The organism is Vibrio metoecus, assembly GCF_009665255.1.
Taxonomy (GTDB): domain Bacteria; phylum Pseudomonadota; class Gammaproteobacteria; order Enterobacterales; family Vibrionaceae; genus Vibrio; species Vibrio metoecus_B.
Genome location: NZ_CP035686.1, coordinates 1,831,249 through 1,847,246, shown reverse-complemented (window position 1 = coordinate 1,847,246; position 15,998 = coordinate 1,831,249). Strand labels below are relative to the sequence as shown.

General features: G+C 47.6%; 15 protein-coding genes. 2 read left to right on the top strand and 13 right to left on the bottom strand.

From position 1 onward, the window contains the following. From rlmH to leuS, 5 genes are all read right to left on the bottom strand, one after another. Nucleotides 1–471 (bottom strand): 23S rRNA (pseudouridine(1915)-N(3))-methyltransferase RlmH, encoded by a 471-nt coding sequence (gene rlmH, locus EPB59_RS08350; protein ID WP_000701619.1) that lies wholly within the window; start codon nt 469–471, stop codon nt 1–3. Nucleotides 472–473: 2 nt separating this feature from the next. Continuing rightward, nucleotides 474–791: a ribosome silencing factor gene (gene rsfS / locus EPB59_RS08345; protein ID WP_154172277.1), complete on the bottom strand. Its 318-nt coding sequence runs from the start codon at nt 789–791 to the stop codon at nt 474–476. Nucleotides 792–859: 68 nt separating this feature from the next. Then, the gene (holA, locus tag EPB59_RS08340) at nt 860–1,888 is read right to left on the bottom strand and encodes a DNA polymerase III subunit delta (protein WP_154172275.1); all 1,029 of its coding nucleotides are present in this window, start codon (nt 1,886–1,888) and stop codon (nt 860–862) included. Nucleotides 1,889–1,893: 5 nt separating this feature from the next. Next, nucleotides 1,894–2,508 (bottom strand): LPS assembly lipoprotein LptE, encoded by a 615-nt coding sequence (lptE, locus tag EPB59_RS08335; RefSeq protein WP_154172273.1) that lies wholly within the window; start codon nt 2,506–2,508, stop codon nt 1,894–1,896. A 176-nt stretch (nt 2,509–2,684) separates the two neighbouring features. Then, nucleotides 2,685–5,261, bottom strand: a complete 2,577-nt coding sequence (gene leuS, locus EPB59_RS08330; protein WP_154172271.1) for a leucine--tRNA ligase — start codon at nt 5,259–5,261, stop codon at nt 2,685–2,687. A gap of 129 nt (nt 5,262–5,390) precedes the next feature. Here leuS and EPB59_RS08325 point away from each other — a divergent pair, with 129 nt between their 5' ends. Then, the gene (locus EPB59_RS08325) at nt 5,391–5,861 is read left to right on the top strand and encodes a zinc ribbon-containing protein (RefSeq protein WP_001125924.1); all 471 of its coding nucleotides are present in this window, start codon (nt 5,391–5,393) and stop codon (nt 5,859–5,861) included. A 44-nt stretch (nt 5,862–5,905) separates the two neighbouring features. On the opposite strand, the gene lnt is transcribed toward EPB59_RS08325, so the two are convergent. From lnt to miaB, 5 genes are all read right to left on the bottom strand, one after another. Then, complete coding sequence (lnt, locus tag EPB59_RS08320; protein WP_154172269.1) at nt 5,906–7,423, bottom strand: apolipoprotein N-acyltransferase; 1,518 nt, start codon at nt 7,421–7,423, stop codon at nt 5,906–5,908. Between the two features lie 40 nt (nt 7,424–7,463). Beyond that, nucleotides 7,464–8,339: a CNNM family magnesium/cobalt transport protein CorC gene (gene corC, locus EPB59_RS08315; protein ID WP_001001301.1), complete on the bottom strand. Its 876-nt coding sequence runs from the start codon at nt 8,337–8,339 to the stop codon at nt 7,464–7,466. A 69-nt stretch (nt 8,340–8,408) separates the two neighbouring features. Further along, on the bottom strand, nt 8,409–8,873 hold the full coding sequence (gene ybeY, locus EPB59_RS08310; protein ID WP_000021210.1) for an rRNA maturation RNase YbeY: 465 nt from the start codon (nt 8,871–8,873) through the stop codon (nt 8,409–8,411). Further along, nucleotides 8,870–9,973, bottom strand: a complete 1,104-nt coding sequence (locus EPB59_RS08305) for a PhoH family protein (protein WP_000066204.1) — start codon at nt 9,971–9,973, stop codon at nt 8,870–8,872. Before EPB59_RS08305 ends, ybeY begins: the two co-directional genes overlap by 4 nt. Nucleotides 9,974–10,040: 67 nt before the next feature. Then, nucleotides 10,041–11,465, bottom strand: coding sequence for a tRNA (N6-isopentenyl adenosine(37)-C2)-methylthiotransferase MiaB (gene miaB, locus EPB59_RS08300; protein WP_154172267.1), 1,425 nt, complete (start codon nt 11,463–11,465; stop codon nt 10,041–10,043). A gap of 253 nt (nt 11,466–11,718) precedes the next feature. On the opposite strand from miaB, the gene EPB59_RS08295 reads away from it, so the two are divergent. Continuing rightward, a complete protein-coding gene (locus EPB59_RS08295) occupies nt 11,719–12,885 on the top strand; it encodes a 2-octaprenyl-3-methyl-6-methoxy-1,4-benzoquinol hydroxylase (RefSeq protein WP_195706961.1) in 1,167 nt (388 codons plus the stop codon). A gap of 98 nt (nt 12,886–12,983) precedes the next feature. On the opposite strand, the gene crr is transcribed toward EPB59_RS08295, so the two are convergent. The 3 genes from crr to EPB59_RS08280 form a co-directional block, all read right to left on the bottom strand. Continuing rightward, nucleotides 12,984–13,493 carry a PTS glucose transporter subunit IIA gene (gene crr / locus EPB59_RS08290; protein WP_000522239.1) on the bottom strand — a complete coding sequence of 170 codons (510 nt, stop codon included), beginning with the start codon at nt 13,491–13,493 and terminating at the stop codon, nt 12,984–12,986. A 108-nt stretch (nt 13,494–13,601) separates the two neighbouring features. Then, a complete protein-coding gene (gene ptsI / locus EPB59_RS08285; RefSeq protein WP_055051632.1) occupies nt 13,602–15,323 on the bottom strand; it encodes a phosphoenolpyruvate-protein phosphotransferase PtsI in 1,722 nt (573 codons plus the stop codon). Between the two features lie 134 nt (nt 15,324–15,457). Beyond that, entirely contained in the window at nt 15,458–15,715 is a 258-nt protein-coding gene (locus EPB59_RS08280) for an HPr family phosphocarrier protein (RefSeq protein ID WP_000273061.1), read from the bottom strand. Nucleotides 15,716–15,998 lie beyond the last annotated feature (283 nt).

Genomic DNA, 15,998 nt, shown 5'->3' with positions numbered 1-15,998 from the left:
TTATTCTCGATGATAGGGGTGGTTAGTGGTAATACTCCAAGCTCGGTATAAGCTTTCAGCCATAACCACTCTCACTAAAGGGTGAGGTAACGTCAATGGAGAAAGTGACCAGCTTTGATCGGCAGCGGCTTTACAAGCGGGGGCCAAGCCTTCAGGCCCGCCAATCAGAATGGAGACATCTCTGCCGTCGTGCTTCCAACTTTCCAGCTGTACTGCAAGTTCGTCCGTATCCCAACGTTTACCTGGAATATCGAGAGTAATGATTCGGTTACCTTTCGGTACCGCAGCCAACATGGCTTCGCCCTCTTTTTGCAAAATTCGCGCAATATCGGCATTTTTACCACGTTTACCCGCAGTAATTTCTACCAATTCTAACGGCATATCGTGAGGGAAACGGCGACGGTACTCTTGAAAACCCTCTTCAACCCATTTAGGCATTTTGGTGCCGACAGCGATCAGTTGAATCTTCACACTTAACCCCAGAGTTTTTCCAGTTGGTACAGCTCGCGCGGTACTTCTTGCATGACATGCAGCATCACAGTACCCATATCTAGAACTACCCACTCACCTTCATTTTCTCCGTTCATGCCGAGCGGTTGCAGGCCTGATAGCTTGGCTTCACTAGCCACATGCTCCGCAATAGAGGCAACGTGTCTTTTCGAGGTGCCGGTACAGACAATCATATAATCGGTAACACTGGATTTTCCTTGAACATCAAGTGTGACGATATCGACCGCCTTCATATCGTCGGCTTTGTCGGAAAGAAAGTCTTTAAGTGCTTCACCTTGCAAGAGAATGTCCTCTGAATGTCATCAATAAAAAATAGCTTTCGCTTAAAACGGCGCAGTATATCACGCTTTTACTGTGGCAAAGGTAGGTTTGCCTGAGGATTGCAGCATTCAAGGCTTAGTTGCTGCAAGATTGGCCATACTGGCTGTTCGTATTGCGTTTTTGCCAGTAATTCAGCCTGAGTTAATATTCCAACCAACCGAAGTAGGGTGCGACTTGGTAAGCGCTGTAAGGCGGCAGAGTAGAGTGGTCTTCGATTCTGCCAGACACGATAGCGATCAAAAAGACTCCCTAAATTACCCAGCTGTTGGCGCTCTTGTTGCCATTTAAGCAGTTGAGTGAGCTCTTTTTGCGCGGTGCGGATCAGAATAATCGGCTCACTCTCTTCGAGCATAAGCTGGCGCAAAATACGCTGAGCACGGTTGGCTTTGCCTTCTAATAGCGCATCCATCCAGTGATAAGGCGTGAAATGGTTATGGCGGCTCAGCGACTCTTCCAAGCGCACTAAAGTCAGTAGACCATCGGGGTAGAGTAACGCTAATTTTTCGAGACTCTGCGCTAATGCAAAGAGATTGCCCTCATGCCATTGCGCCAACATTTGCACCGCTTCGGCATCCGGCTTTAAACCGAGTGCAAAACAGCGCTGCTGAACAAATTGAGGTAAACGACTTAGTTCAGGCGTGAGGCAATTGACCCAACAAGCTTGCTGCGCAAGCGTTTTTAGCCAAGCTGCATTTTCTTGTGCCTTAGTCAGTTTTGGACCAATCACCAGCAAGATAATATCTTGGTGAAGTTGGCCTTCCAGTGCGCTAAGTTCCTTTGCCGTTTGAGCATTGACCCCAGATTCTGGGATCTCAATTTCGATAAGTTGGCGAGATGAAAACAGACTTAGGGCTTGGCAGCAGTCATACACCGCGTTCCAATCGAGCCCGGCATCCGCGCTAAATCGGTGTTTTTCCAAAAAACCTTGCGCTTGTGCCGTTTTTTCGATGGCGGTTTTGGCTTCTTGGATCAGCAGTGGCTCATTACCGAATACGAGGTAAATCGGATAGAGCGTTTTGTGCAGTGATTCAGCCAGTTTTTCAGCATAAATGCGCATCGAAACTACTTACTGCTGTCTTCTGTTGATGCGGGATTGATCACTTCTTGAGTATCAATGCGATAGTCAGCCACACCTTCGCTTTGAATACTTTCGTCATCCAAGGTCTTACGTGCAAAGTCCGCTTTCAGACGAGCCATTTGGCGTACGATTTGGCTGGCTGCTAGCTTGCGCATTTCATCTTCAATCATGTCGCGCTCAACGGATTTTGCTAATGCAGTCAGTGGGTTGTCTAAGTAGCTGCGCGTTACGCTAGTGGTAAAGGTGCGGCTGCCCAGCTCGGGTACGGTGACACGATAGCTTGCGACAAAGGTCAGCTCAATTTCGGCTGCACGCGTGTTTTGGTAAAGCGATAGGGTGCGTTCACCAGTGCTTTCACTGAGTAGATGTAGATTTGGTAGATTTTCTGCTGGAGCTTGCAGATCGATTTTATTCAAACGCAACTGACGGTGCACCATACGAGTAAAGGTGCTGTATTGGTCATAGCTAGTCAGTGACATACGAGAGAGTTCTTGGGGAATATCGTAATCACCGCGCAAGTGGAAACCACAAGCCGTGAGTAAGCTTGTCATCAGAACCAAGAGTGACCATTTCAAAGTAGGGGAAAGAGTGTTACGCATGGATGCTTCAGTCTCGTTATTAGGCAAAATACTTATCTCAGCTCACCAAGAGCGAAAGCTTGCTGTGCGATAAGCTGAGATAAGTAAACAGGGCGAGCCCTGTTTACTGACAGTAAAGTAAGCCATGAGTTCACAGAGTGTTCTAATGGCTTGGTGACTCATCAAAAAAGTGTGAGTTAGTTGGCAACGATGTTCAGCAATTTGCCTGGTACGTAAATCACTTTACGTACGGTGAGGCCATCAATGAATTTCAGCACGTTTTCATCTTGCATGCCGAGCGCTTCAACTTGTTGTTGAGTGGCATCGGCCGCAACAGTGAGTTTACCGCGCAGTTTACCGTTGACTTGCAGCACGATCAGCTTTTCATCTTCCACCAGAGCGGCTTCATCGTACGTCGGCCAGCTGGCCGTATCGATGTTGCTTTCACCCAGTGCGACCCACATTTCAAAACAGATATGCGGTGTGATTGGGTAAAGCATGAGCGTGATGGCTTTCAGTGCTTCATCCAGAATCGCGCGATCTTGCGCTTCGGTCATCGGCGCTTTCGTCAGCTTGTTCATCAACTCCATGATTGCCGCAATCGCCGTGTTGAACGTTTGGCGACGTGCTACGTCATCCGTCACTTTAGCTATGGTTTTGTGTACATCGCGGCGCAGCGCTTTTTGGTCTGCATTCAGTGCTGAAGCATCTAAAGCTGGAGCTTGGCCGAGCTCAGTGTGTTCACGCACCAGTTTCCATACGCGGCGCAGGAAGCGGTTTGCACCTTCAACGCCTGACTCTTGCCATTCCAGTGTCATGTCCGCTGGTGAAGCGAACATCATGAACAGACGTACTGTGTCAGCGCCGTATTTATCGACCATCTCTTGTGGGTCGATACCGTTGTTTTTCGACTTAGACATTTTGATCATGCCTGAGTGTTCAACTTGACGGCCAGTGGTGTCCACAGCAGAAACGATGCGGCCTTTGCCATCACGTTCTACTTTCACTTCGGTTGGCGCTACCCACTCTTTACCACCTTTGTCATTGGTGTAGTAGAACGCATCTGCCAGTACCATGCCTTGACACAGGAGCTTTTTGAACGGCTCATCACTCTTCACATAACCTGCATCACGCAGCAGTTTGTGGAAGAAGCGTGAATAGAGCAAGTGCATACACGCGTGTTCAATACCACCGATGTACTGATCAACCGGCAGCCAGTAGTTGGCTTTCTCTGGATCTAAAATGTCATCCGCTTGTGGTGAGCAGTAACGCGCGTAGTACCATGAAGACTCCATAAAGGTGTCGAAGGTATCGGTTTCACGCAGTGCTGGCTCACCGTTAAAGGTGGTTTTTGCCCACTCTTTATCGGCTTTGATTGGGCTAGTCACGCCATCCATCACCACATCTTCTGGTAGGATAACTGGCAGCTGGTCTGCTGGTACTGGGTGTACTTGACCATCTTCAGTGGTCACCATTGGGATTGGAGCACCCCAGTAACGTTGACGAGACACGCCCCAGTCACGCAGACGGAAGTTAACGGTTTTCCTACCTTTGCCTTCTGCTTCCAATTTGGCAGCGATCGCATTAAAGGCAGCTTGGAAATCCAAACCATCAAATTCACCAGAAGCGAAAAGAACACCTTTTTCAGTGTAAGCCGCTTCAGACACATCCAGCTCGCTGCCATCGGCAGGCTTAATCACAGGGATGATGTCGAGGCCATATTTGGTCGCGAATTCAAAGTCACGTTGGTCGTGCGCAGGCACTGCCATTACCGCGCCAGTACCGTAATCCATCAACACGAAGTTCGCGATATAGATAGGTACTTCACGGCCGTTGAGAGGATGGATCGCCGTTAGGCCTGTCGCCATGCCTTTCTTTTCCATGGTTGCGATTTCAGCTTCTGCAACCTTGGTGTTTTTACATTCATCGATGAAGGCGGCGAGGGCTGGGTTATTCGCTGCCGCTTTGGTCGCCAGAGGATGACCTGCGGCGATACCGACATAAGTAACACCCATCAGAGTATCTGGACGCGTGGTGTACACTTCAAGATCGGTGTTTTCACCTTTAACGGCAAATTTCAGTTCCACACCTTCAGAGCGGCCAATCCAGTTACGTTGCATGGTTTTAACCATTTCAGGCCAACCATCGAGGTTATCCAGATCGTCAAGCAGCTCTTGTGCGTAGGCGGTGATCTTAATAAACCACTGTGGGATCTCTTTTTGCTCAACTGGAGTGTCACAACGCCAGCAGCAACCGTCTTCAACTTGTTCGTTAGCCAGAACCGTTTGGTCGTTTGGACACCAGTTGACTGATGAGGTTTTTTTGTAAACTAAGCCTTTTGCAAACAGCTTAGTGAAGAACTCTTGCTCCCAACGGTAGTACTCAGGGCGACAAGTTGCGAATTCACGATTCCAGTCATAACCAAAGCCCAGTAACTTGAGTTGGTTTTTCATGTATTCGATATTTTCGTAAGTCCAAGGTGCAGGCGCAGTATTGTTTTTAACCGCTGCGTTTTCTGCAGGCAGGCCAAACGCATCCCAACCGATAGGTTGCATAACGTTTTTGCCTTGCAGACGTTGGAAACGAGAGACTACATCACCGATGGTGTAGTTACGCACGTGACCCATGTGCAGTCGGCCACTTGGATAAGGGAACATGGAAAGACAGTAGAATTTTTCTTTATTTGGGTCTTCACTTACAACGAAGGTTTTGTTGTTGTCCCAGTGCTGTTGAACTTTGTGTTCAATATCTTGCGGGTTGTATTGCTCTTGCATCGATGACATCCATCTTGGAATTTGTGAGTTCAGTAGGAACGAAGTCTTTCGGTTCGGCATAGAATACAGAAAGCAGGGGGTTACAACAATAGCTAATCCGGCAGCCATCAGGCTTGAGAGAGGTGAGAGATGCCAAAACAGAAAGCAAGTTATGAAGCCTTACTGGAAGAGGTGGTAGAAACGCTCAAACACAGCTCGAATGGGGTTGATGAGATCGTTGAATCATCAGCGAAATACGTCGATGCGGCGAATAATTTGACCAAGGATGAGCTAGCGTTAGTCTCTGCTTATGTTAAAGCGGATCTTAAAGAGTTTTCGCAAAGTTTTGAGCAAAGCAAAAGCAGCCCATTCTATCTGATGATCACCAATTCCATCTGGCAGGGGCTACTGGATATTACCGACCGTACCAAAGTGGAATGGGTCGAGCTGTTTGCTGATTTAGAACACCAAGGGCTGTATCAGGCGGGAGAAATGATTGGTTTGGGCGTGTTGATCTGTGACCAGTGCGGTCATAAAACTGAATTTAATCATCCAACGGAAATTGAACCCTGTTCGCAATGTGGCGGTAAAGCGTTTAGCCGCCAACCACTCAAACCCTAGTTAGAATAAAAAAACGGGAAGATAACTTCCCGTTTTGCTTTTACTTATCTAGCCCGGCGCTGGCGCCAGAAAGCGAACCCAATCGCTAAGCCTACCCAGAGATAGAGTGGCGTTGTGCCCCATAGGAAGTAAGGTGTACTACCGCGAGTCGGGGTGACCGTTACTTTTAGCACGCCAGTTTCGAATTGTGGCAGTTGAGCCATAATGCGTCCACGCTCATCGGTGACGGCCGTTACTCCATTGTTGGTGGCGCGGATCAGCGGCTTGCCCAATTCTAAGGCGCGCATGCGAGCGATTTCCATGTGTTGCAATGGGCCTATCGAACGACCAAACCAAGCATCATTCGAAAGCGTCAGTAGGAAGTCGGTTTCCGGCGTCACATTATCGCGTACCTGCTCATTGAAGATGATTTCGTAGCAGAGTGCTGTAACAAATGCGAAACCCTTTGCAATCAAATTCGGTTGCACGTAAGCCCCTTGGCTAAAGGAGGACATCGGCAAATTAAAGAATGGAGCTAATGGACGCAGGATCTCTTCAAACGGAACGAATTCGCCAAAAGGCAACAAGTGGTACTTATGGTAGCGCTGAGTCAGATCATAACGGTATTCGCCATGAGGCGTATCACCGACGGTCAGCACGCTATTGAAGTACTGCTTATCTTCACTTTGATTGATGATGCCAGTAATCACCGCGCTTTGGTTCATACGTGCCGCAGCATCAAGATTATGCAGAAATGAGGAGATTTCATATTCAAAAGCGGGGATCGCCGCTTCTGGCCAAATGATTACATCGGCATCCCAGTTTTCGCGAGTAAGATCGGTGTATTTCATGATGGTTGGCCAACGCTGGCTAGGCAGCCATTTCAATCCCTGTTCGATATTGCCTTGAATCAAGGCCAGTGAGGCTGTGCGATCCGTTTGTGGGGTGACCCACTGCATGGCTTGGAGGCCATAACCGGTTGCGTAAACCACAAGAGGGATGCAAGCCATCAACCAACGGCGATTAAGCACGGCATAAGCTAAGCTACCAGCACAAAACAGCAGTAACAGAGTGATGAGCTCTACGCCACCGATGGGAGCAAAGTTGGCAAGAGGGCTATCAATTTGGCTATAACCGAGCCACAGCCAAGGAAAACCTGTCATCACCCAACCACGTAGCCAATCGGTAATCAGCCACAAAGCTGGGGCAGCACATAACCACTTACTGCGTGAGTTGTTCGGAAACAAGCGATTAAGTAGCCAACCGAAAAGGCTTGGATAAAGCGCCAGATAGCCGACCAATAGAGTCATTAAAAACAGGCTAGCGATTTTGGGCATGCCACCAAAGGTATCAATACTGACGTGTACCCAACTGATACCCACCGCAAATTGGCCAATCCCCCAGAGATAAGCAATCAAAGCCGCTCGCTTGGCGCTTTGTTGGTGGAGCAGAAGCAGTAGGATAAATGGGCTGAGTAGAGCCAAAGGCCAAAATTGATACGGGGCAAAAGCCAGAGGAGTTATGACGCCAACAAAAGCGGCCGCAAGCGGCCGCATTAGGCGATGAGATAATACGCTGTTCATCGTCTCTTTTCTTTACTCTTACTTAGTAAGAGAGTGGGGACTACTCTTCCGCAACGTGCGAAAGGGCTTCCAGATCGGGAACGGTCACTTGAAGAGCCACCACTCGGCGACTATCCGCCGCCGTCACTTTGAAGTTGTAGCCTGCAATGTCTACGACTTCACCGCGCGCGGGTAAGTGGCCGAATGCCGTCATCACCAAACCACCGACCGTATCCACTTCTTCATCACTGAATTTGGTGCCGAAAGTGTGGTTAAAGTCTTCAATTGTGGTGAGCGCTTTCACCGAAAAGGTGTGTTTGCTCAGTTGGCGAATGTCTTTTTGCTCTTCGTCGTCGAATTCATCTTCGATGTCGCCGACGATCTCTTCCAGAATATCTTCAATGGTGACTAGGCCAGATACGCCGCCAAACTCATCCACCACAATTGCCATGTGGTAACGCTCTTCACGGAATTCTTTGAGCAGACGGTCAACCCGTTTGCTTTCCGGAACCACGACCGCAGGGCGGATCACTTCTTGGATGTTGAATGGGGCACAGTTAGAGCCTAGATATTTGAGTAAGTCCTTCGCAAGCAGAATGCCTTCCACATGGTCTTTATCTTCGCTGATCACTGGATAACGTGAGTGCTGCGCATCCGTCATGATGGCAACCAAAGCATCTAGGTTGTGAGTACGATCGATAGTGACCATTTGTGAGCGTGGGATCATGATATCGCGCACGCGCATTTCGGCGATTTCCATCACACCTTCGAGCATGTCGCGGGTGTCATGGTCAATCAAGTCATTGACTTCAGAGTCGCGAATCACATCGACCAGCTCTTGGCGATCTTTAGGCTCTCCCTGAAAAAGTTGACTTAGGCGTTCAAAGAAGGACTTTCTACTCGGACCTTCCGAATTCTGAGAATTGTCTTCGTTCATTATGTCTCAATTCACTAACGCTATCAGATGTGTGATAGCTCACATAGGCCTTATCTAAAAGGATAAGGGTTACTCTTTTTCTGCCAGATATGGGTCGGTAAAACCCATATCTTGCATAATTTCGGTTTCGAGAGATTCCATCTCTTCGGCTTCATCATCCTCGATGTGGTCATAACCTAGCAGATGCAGGCTGCCATGTACAACCATATGCGCCCAATGTGCTTGCAAAGGCTTATTTTGCTCAATCGCTTCACGCTCAACGACTTGGCGGCAAATCACCAAGTCGCCAAGCAGATCCATTTCCATCCCCGGAGGAGCTTCAAATGGAAAAGACAGCACATTGGTCGGTTTATCTTTACCACGGTAGTTCAAATTCAGCGCATGGCTTTCTGCTTCATCGACAATGCGAACCGTCACTTCAGCTTGTGGCTGAAACGGTGTGATGGTTCGAGTGAGCCACAACGCAAACTCCGCTTCGCTTGGTAGCCCATGTTCATTTTCGACGGCCAATTGCAAATCCAGTTCAATACTCATGAGGGATTCGACTCATTGTTGTGGCTCAGCGTCATTTCCGCGCGTTGCATTTCGAGTAATTTATTTTCACGTTCTTCACGGCGACGCTGCTCATATTCTTTGCGCTCTTTTTGATCTTGCGCTTCCCACTTTTCATAAGCGTTAACGATACGAGCAACCACTGGGTGGCGCACCACATCGTCAGCTTGGAAGAAGTTAAAGCTGATCTCATCGACTTCATTGAGCACTTCAATCGCATGGCGCAGACCGGATTTCGCGCCGCGCGGTAAGTCGATTTGCGTCACGTCACCAGTAATGACGGCGCGCGAATTAAAACCAATCCGTGTTAGGAACATTTTCATCTGTTCAACGGTCGTGTTTTGGCTTTCATCGAGAATAATAAACGCGTCGTTTAAGGTTCGACCACGCATGTACGCCAGCGGAGCGACCTCAATCACATTGCGCTCAATCAGCTTTTCTACCCGCTCAAAACCGAGCATTTCGAACAGCGCATCGTAAAGCGGGCGCAAATAAGGGTCGACTTTTTGGCTTAGATCGCCCGGCAGAAAACCGAGCTTTTCGCCCGCTTCAACCGCTGGACGAGTCAATAGAATTCGGCGAATTTCTTGGCGCTCAAGCGCATCCACAGCGGCCGCGACCGCAAGGTAAGTTTTACCGGTACCGGCAGGGCCAACACCAAAGGTGATGTCATGGGTTACCATATTCATCAAGTATTGAGCTTGATTCGGTGTCCGCGGTTTGATCACGCCTTTTTTGGTTTTGACAAACACTTCTTTGCCGTGAGCAATGCTGGATTCGCTGTGTTGTTCAAGCACGCCAGATTCTTTGATGGCAAGATGAATTTGCTCAGGTTCAATATCGGTAATCTGACCACGCACCGGAGCCGTTTCAACGTAAAGTGTTTTGATGATGTCGAGTGCAGCAGCGGCAGTATGAGGTTGACCCACGATAGTGAAGAAGTTGCCGCGGTAGTTGATTTCGACGCCCAAGCGACGTTCAAGGTGCTTGATATTGTCATCAAAAGGACCGCATAGGCTGGCGAGTCGGTGGTTATCGGAAGGTTCCAGATTGATTTCTAAAGTTATGATTTTATTGCTCAAATTTGCCTCTCAGTATGTCAATAAGCGTCCGATTGTGACCGGACGCTTATTGACAGTGTATACGAGATTAAGGAGTAAATGTAGCAACCCCAAGCTCATCCTCGCGGCGAGTCTTCGCTTTCATTTCAGAGGGAGAGGTCGCGATACGCAGATTCATCTCTTGTTCGGTACGTACTAGTTCACCACGCAGTGAGTTGGCAAACACATCGACAATCTTCACATCAACAAACTGACCGATCAGATCCGGTGAGCCTTCGAAGTTCACTACACGGTTATTTTCGGTACGACCACGTAACTCCATCAAATCTTTCTTCGATGGGCCTTCAACCAAAATACGTTGTTCAGTACCCAGCATCAGGCGTGAGTAACGCATGGCTTGACTGTTGATTTGTTGTTGCAGCTCGTACAGACGTTCTTTCTTCACTTCTTCCGACAGATCACATGGATAATCAGCGGCTGGCGTGCCTGGGCGAGGAGAGAAAATAAAGCTAAAACTCATGTCAAAATCGACATCGCGAATCAGCTTCATGGTGTCTTGGAAATCTTTGTCGGTTTCTCCAGGGAAAGCAACGATAAAATCAGAGCTGATTTGAATATCAGGACGAGCTTTACGCAGTTTACGGATGATGGACTTGTACTCAATGGCGGTGTGCGGGCGCTTCATCATAGTCAGAATGCGATCGCTCCCACTTTGCACTGGTAAGTGCAGGAAGCTCACTAACTCAGGGGTGTCTTCGTACACCGCAATAATATCATCCGTAAATTCGAGTGGGTGGCTAGTGGTAAAGCGGATGCGGTCGATGCCGTCAATGGTGGCGACCAAACGCAGTAATTCAGCGAAAGAGCAAATACCGCCATCGTGAGTTGCACCACGGTAAGCGTTGACGTTTTGACCCAGCAGGTTAACTTCACGCACACCTTGCTCGGCAAGCTGAGCGATCTCGAACAGGACATCGTCCATAGGACGGCTGACTTCTTCACCACGAGTGTAAGGCACTACGCAGTAAGTACAGTATTTTGAGCAGCCTTCCATGATGGAAACGAATGCAGTCGGGCCTTCTGCACGTGGCTCTGGCAAACGGTCGAACTTCTCAATTTCGGGGAAAGAGATGTCCATTACAGGCGCGTCGGTGGTTTGTGACTGTTTAATCATTTCTGGCAGACGATGCAGCGTCTGTGGACCGAAGATGACATCTACATAAGGCGCACGGTCGCGAATCGAGTCACCTTCTTGAGTGGCAACACAACCACCGACACCGATCACGACACCAGGTTTTTTGTCTTTCAGTGTTTTCCAACGACCAAGTTGGTGGAACACCTTTTCCTGTGCTTTTTCACGAATCGAACAGGTGTTTAAGAGTAAAACGTCAGCTTCCTCGGGTATCTCTGTCAGCTCATAGCCGTTTGCAGCGTTAAGCAGGTCAGCCATTTTTGATGAATCGTACTCGTTCATCTGGCAGCCCCAAGTTTTAATTAGCAGTTTCTTACTCATCACACTTTCGCTCGTTCAATAGTTCTTCAATCATTTGAGCTTTAGCTCACATTCTAGCCGCCTTCTCGGCGGTAAGCGGCGTATTGTACTGCTTTAAAAACCGACTGACTAGTAATTGGCGGAATTCTCTTGTAACCCTTGTTGTGATTGGCTTTTTACCTTATTCCTCGCAAGGTTTTAACGTAAAAAATGTCGCAATATTTCCCTTACTCCGTACAATGCCGTGAAGAGAAAATACTGGGTGGGAAAAGGTATGAGTAGCAATAAATTTGACATCCTCGTGGTGGGGGGCGGCATGGTGGGCGCGGCTGCTGCATTGGGCTTTGCACGTCAAGGACGCAAGGTTGCGGTAATTGATTCTGGCACTCCCCATGCTTTTGAACCCAGTCAGCCTATGGATGTGCGTGTCTCTGCGATTTCGCAAACCTCGGTAGAACTGCTGGACGAACTTGGGGCTTGGTCAAGCGTTGTTGGTATGCGTGCTTGTTCGTATCGCCACCTAGAAACGTGGGAACACCCAGAATGTCGTACGCGTTTTTCCTGTGAGTCCTTGAATTTGCCACAACTAGGCTACATGGTGGAAAACCGAGTCATTCAATTAGCACTATGGCAACAATTTGCAGCTTATCCTCAGTTGACTTTAATGTGTCCCGAACAATTGGCGCAATTGGATGTGAGCGAAGAAGGATGCCATGTCACTTTACAATCGGGCATTGAACTTGAGTGTGATTGGGTGATCGGTGCGGATGGAGCGAATTCACAGGTTCGTCAACTGGCACATATCGGCGTGACGGCGTGGGATTATCGGCAACACTGCATGTTGATTAATGTGCAGACAGAACAGATCCAACAAGAAACGACGTGGCAGCAGTTTTTCCCAACAGGCCCGCGCTCCTACTTGCCTTTAGGTGGTAATCAGGCGTCTTTGGTTTGGTATGATACACCGCAGCGCATTCGAAAACTGGCAGCCTTAAACCCTGAGCAATTGCGTGGTGAAATTCTTCAGCACTTTCCTGTTGAGCTTGGGGATATAAAAGTGTTGCAGCAGGGCTCTTTCCCGCTGACTCGACGTCACGCGCAGCAATATGTCAAAAATCGCTGTGTTCTGGTTGGTGATGCAGCACATACGATTAACCCGTTAGCAGGGCAGGGCGTGAATCTAGGTTTTAAAGATGTGGCCGTGTTGCTGGCGGAAACACAGGATCATGCGGTATTAAGTCTGACACAGTTTGAACGCTATGAGCGTCGTCGTCGTCCAGATAATCTGCTGATGCAAACGGGGATGGATCTGTTTTACAAAACCTTTAGCAACTCAATTACACCGATTAGGTTCCTGCGTAATGTTACTCTGGCTCTGGCAGAGCGTTCTGGGCCGCTAAAAACGCAAGTGTTGCGTTATGCGCTGGGTTTTTCAAATTGAGCTGCATCTCGTTAAACAACACTAACTAGGTTAATCAGTCAGATCTGAAAAACAAAAAACGCTGCACAAGGCAGCGTTTTTTACATCACACAAGCGAATTACTTGGTCACGCGTAGAACTGGAGTTTCACCCACAGTTACTGAACCAGAAAGTTTATTCAGCTCTTTGATTTCATCCATGTTAGAGATAACAACTGGAGTCAGAGTTGATTTTGCTTTCTCTTCGAGCAGTGCCAAATCGAATTCGATAATGGTATCGCCGATTTTCACTGATTGACCTTCTTCAGCGATACGCTTGAAGCCTTCGCCTTTTAGTTCAACGGTATCGATACCGAAGTGAACAAACAGCTCAACGCCGTCATCCGATTCGATAGAAAACGCGTGGTTAGTTTCGAAGATTTTGCCGATAGTACCGTTAACAGGAGCTACCATTTTGTTACCAGCAGGCTTGATCGCGATACCGTCGCCAACGATTTTCTCAGCGAAAACCACATCTGGTACATCTTCGATGTTTACAATTTCACCAGAAAGAGGTGCGATGATGTCGATTGCACCTGCGTTAGCGCTGTCGTCAGAGACTAGCTTCTTAAGTTTGTCAAACAGACCCATTGTGTCATGCTCCTAACGTTTTAAATTTGTTCTGTCGAAGTATAGTATACCAATCGCTAGAGATAGACGACTATTTTCATCGTCTATCTCCTTGGTATCAACCGATAATTACGCTTTTGCTGCGATGAATTTATCTACGCAAGCTTCAATTTCTGCAGCCGTTGGCAGGGCAAGTGCCTCTTCAGCCATGGCTTTGATTTCCGCATAATTGGCGTTACGGATCACTTTCTTCACTTTTGGAATCGAGATGCCGCTCATTGAGAACTCATCCAGACCCATACCGAGTAGGAGCAGAGTTGCACGCTCGTCACCGGCTAATTCACCACACATACCAGTCCATTTACCTTCTGCGTGAGAAGCATCAATCACTTGCTTGATCACGGTCAGAACTGCTGGAGAGAGTGGGTTGTAGAGGTGAGAGATCATCTCGTTACCACGGTCTACCGCTAGGGTGTACTGAGTTAAATCGTTAGTACCGATAGAGAAGAAAGACACTTCTTTCGCTAAGTGGTGCGCAATGGCTGCCGCTGCTGGGGTTTCTACCATCACACCGATTTCGATGTTTTCATCGAAAGCATGGCCTTCTGCACGCAGTTCAGCTTTGTACTCTTCAATCGCTTTTTTCAGCTCACGAATTTCTTCTACTGAAATGATCATTGGGAACATAACGCGAAGTTTGCCGTGTGCAGAGGCACGCAGAATACCGCGTAGCTGGTCACGTAGAATTTCACGGCGATCTAAGCTGATACGCACTGCTCGCCAACCCAAGAATGGGTTCATCTCTTTTGGCAGATCCATATAAGGCAGATCTTTGTCGCCACCAATATCCATAGTACGGATAATCACGGCATGACCGCTCATCGCTTCTGCGACTTCTTTATAGGCTTGATATTGCTCTTCTTCAGTCGGTAGAGCATCACGATCCATAAACAGGAATTCAGTACGGTACAGACCCACACCTTCACCACCGTTACGGATGATACCGTCACAGTCTTTTACTGTGCCGATGTTGCCACACACTTCAACACGGTGACCGTCTAACGTTTCTGCTGGAAGGTCTTTTAGCTTAGCGAGCTCTTCTTTTTCAGCAAGGAAAGCTGCTTTAACCGCTTTGGCTTCTTCGATTTGAGCTTCAGTTGGATTGACAATGATTTTGTTGTTCATTGCATCCAGAATCAGCATGTCGCCATTCTTAACCTGTTTGGTGATGTCGTTGGTGCCCACAATCGCTGGTAGTTCAAGAGAACGAGCCATGATTGAAGTGTGAGAAGTACGGCCACCGATATCACAAGCAAAACCAAGAACATAGTTCAGGTTAATTTGCGCGGTTTCAGAAGGGGTTAAGTCGTACGCAACTAGGACAACTTCTTGATCGATTTCGCTGAGCGAAACGATGTGCATTCCTAGAGCATTTTTTACAAAACGTGTGCCAATATCACGGATGTCGGTCGCACGTTCTTTAAGATATTCATCATCTAATGATTCAAGCGCAGTGGCTTGTTCTTCGATAACGGTATGGATCGCGTTATCGGCAGACATTTTGTCTTTCTTGATGAGGGCTAAAATCTCTTCTTCTAGCTCTTCATCTTCAAGCAACATGATATGGCCTTCAAAGATGGCTTCTTTTTCTTCACCAAAAGTTTCAAGTGCTTTTTGTTTGATCACTTCCAACTGCGCAGACGATTTATTACGCGCAGTGTAAAAGCGCTCAACTTCGGCTTCTACTTGATCGTCAGAAATGGTGTTTGTGTTTAGGACAATTTCATCTTCTTGAAGAAGTAATGCTTTACCAATCGCAATACCTGGAGATGCTAGAATGCCTGAAATCATAGCCTTACCTTAAACTGGTCAACTGTAAACGGGAGAATGGACAATGCGCTAACGATAATGTGTAGCGTATTTCTCGGGTTATTTCCAACAAAGCCATTTTGCGTGAACAAAATGGCTTTGAAAGGAAGACCGGATTAGTGAAGTTGGTCCATCAGAGCAACTAGATGCTCAACTGCTTCTTTTGCTTGAGGGCCTTCGGCAGAAATAGTAACTACAGTACCTTTTACCAGACCTAGCGTTTGCAGCTTGAAGAGACTTTTCGCGCTTGCACTTTTACCGTTAGAAGTCACAGTGATGTCTGCGTCGAAAGCTTTCGCTTCTTTAACAAACTGTGCAGCTGGACGAGTGTGAAGGCCGTTTTCTGCTGTGATTTCTACTTGCTTCTCGTACATGTTTTATACCCCAATGAGTTTATTTTTTGTAAGTTTGTTAACCAGATTTAGCTTAACCGCATAAACTGCTTTGTGCTAGCACTGTCACAGGCTTTTCGTGTCAGAACTAAGACTGGTCAAAATTTATCAATTGCCTTTGCTATTTCTTGCAATTTGAGCAACTGAGTGTAAACCGTCGGCTTCTTTATTTTGAAGCTAAAAATAAAACATGCCGATATTACCAAAGGTGAGGCAGGGATCAACAAAAAAGCCCCTGACTGGGGCTTTTTTAAACGAAAAATTG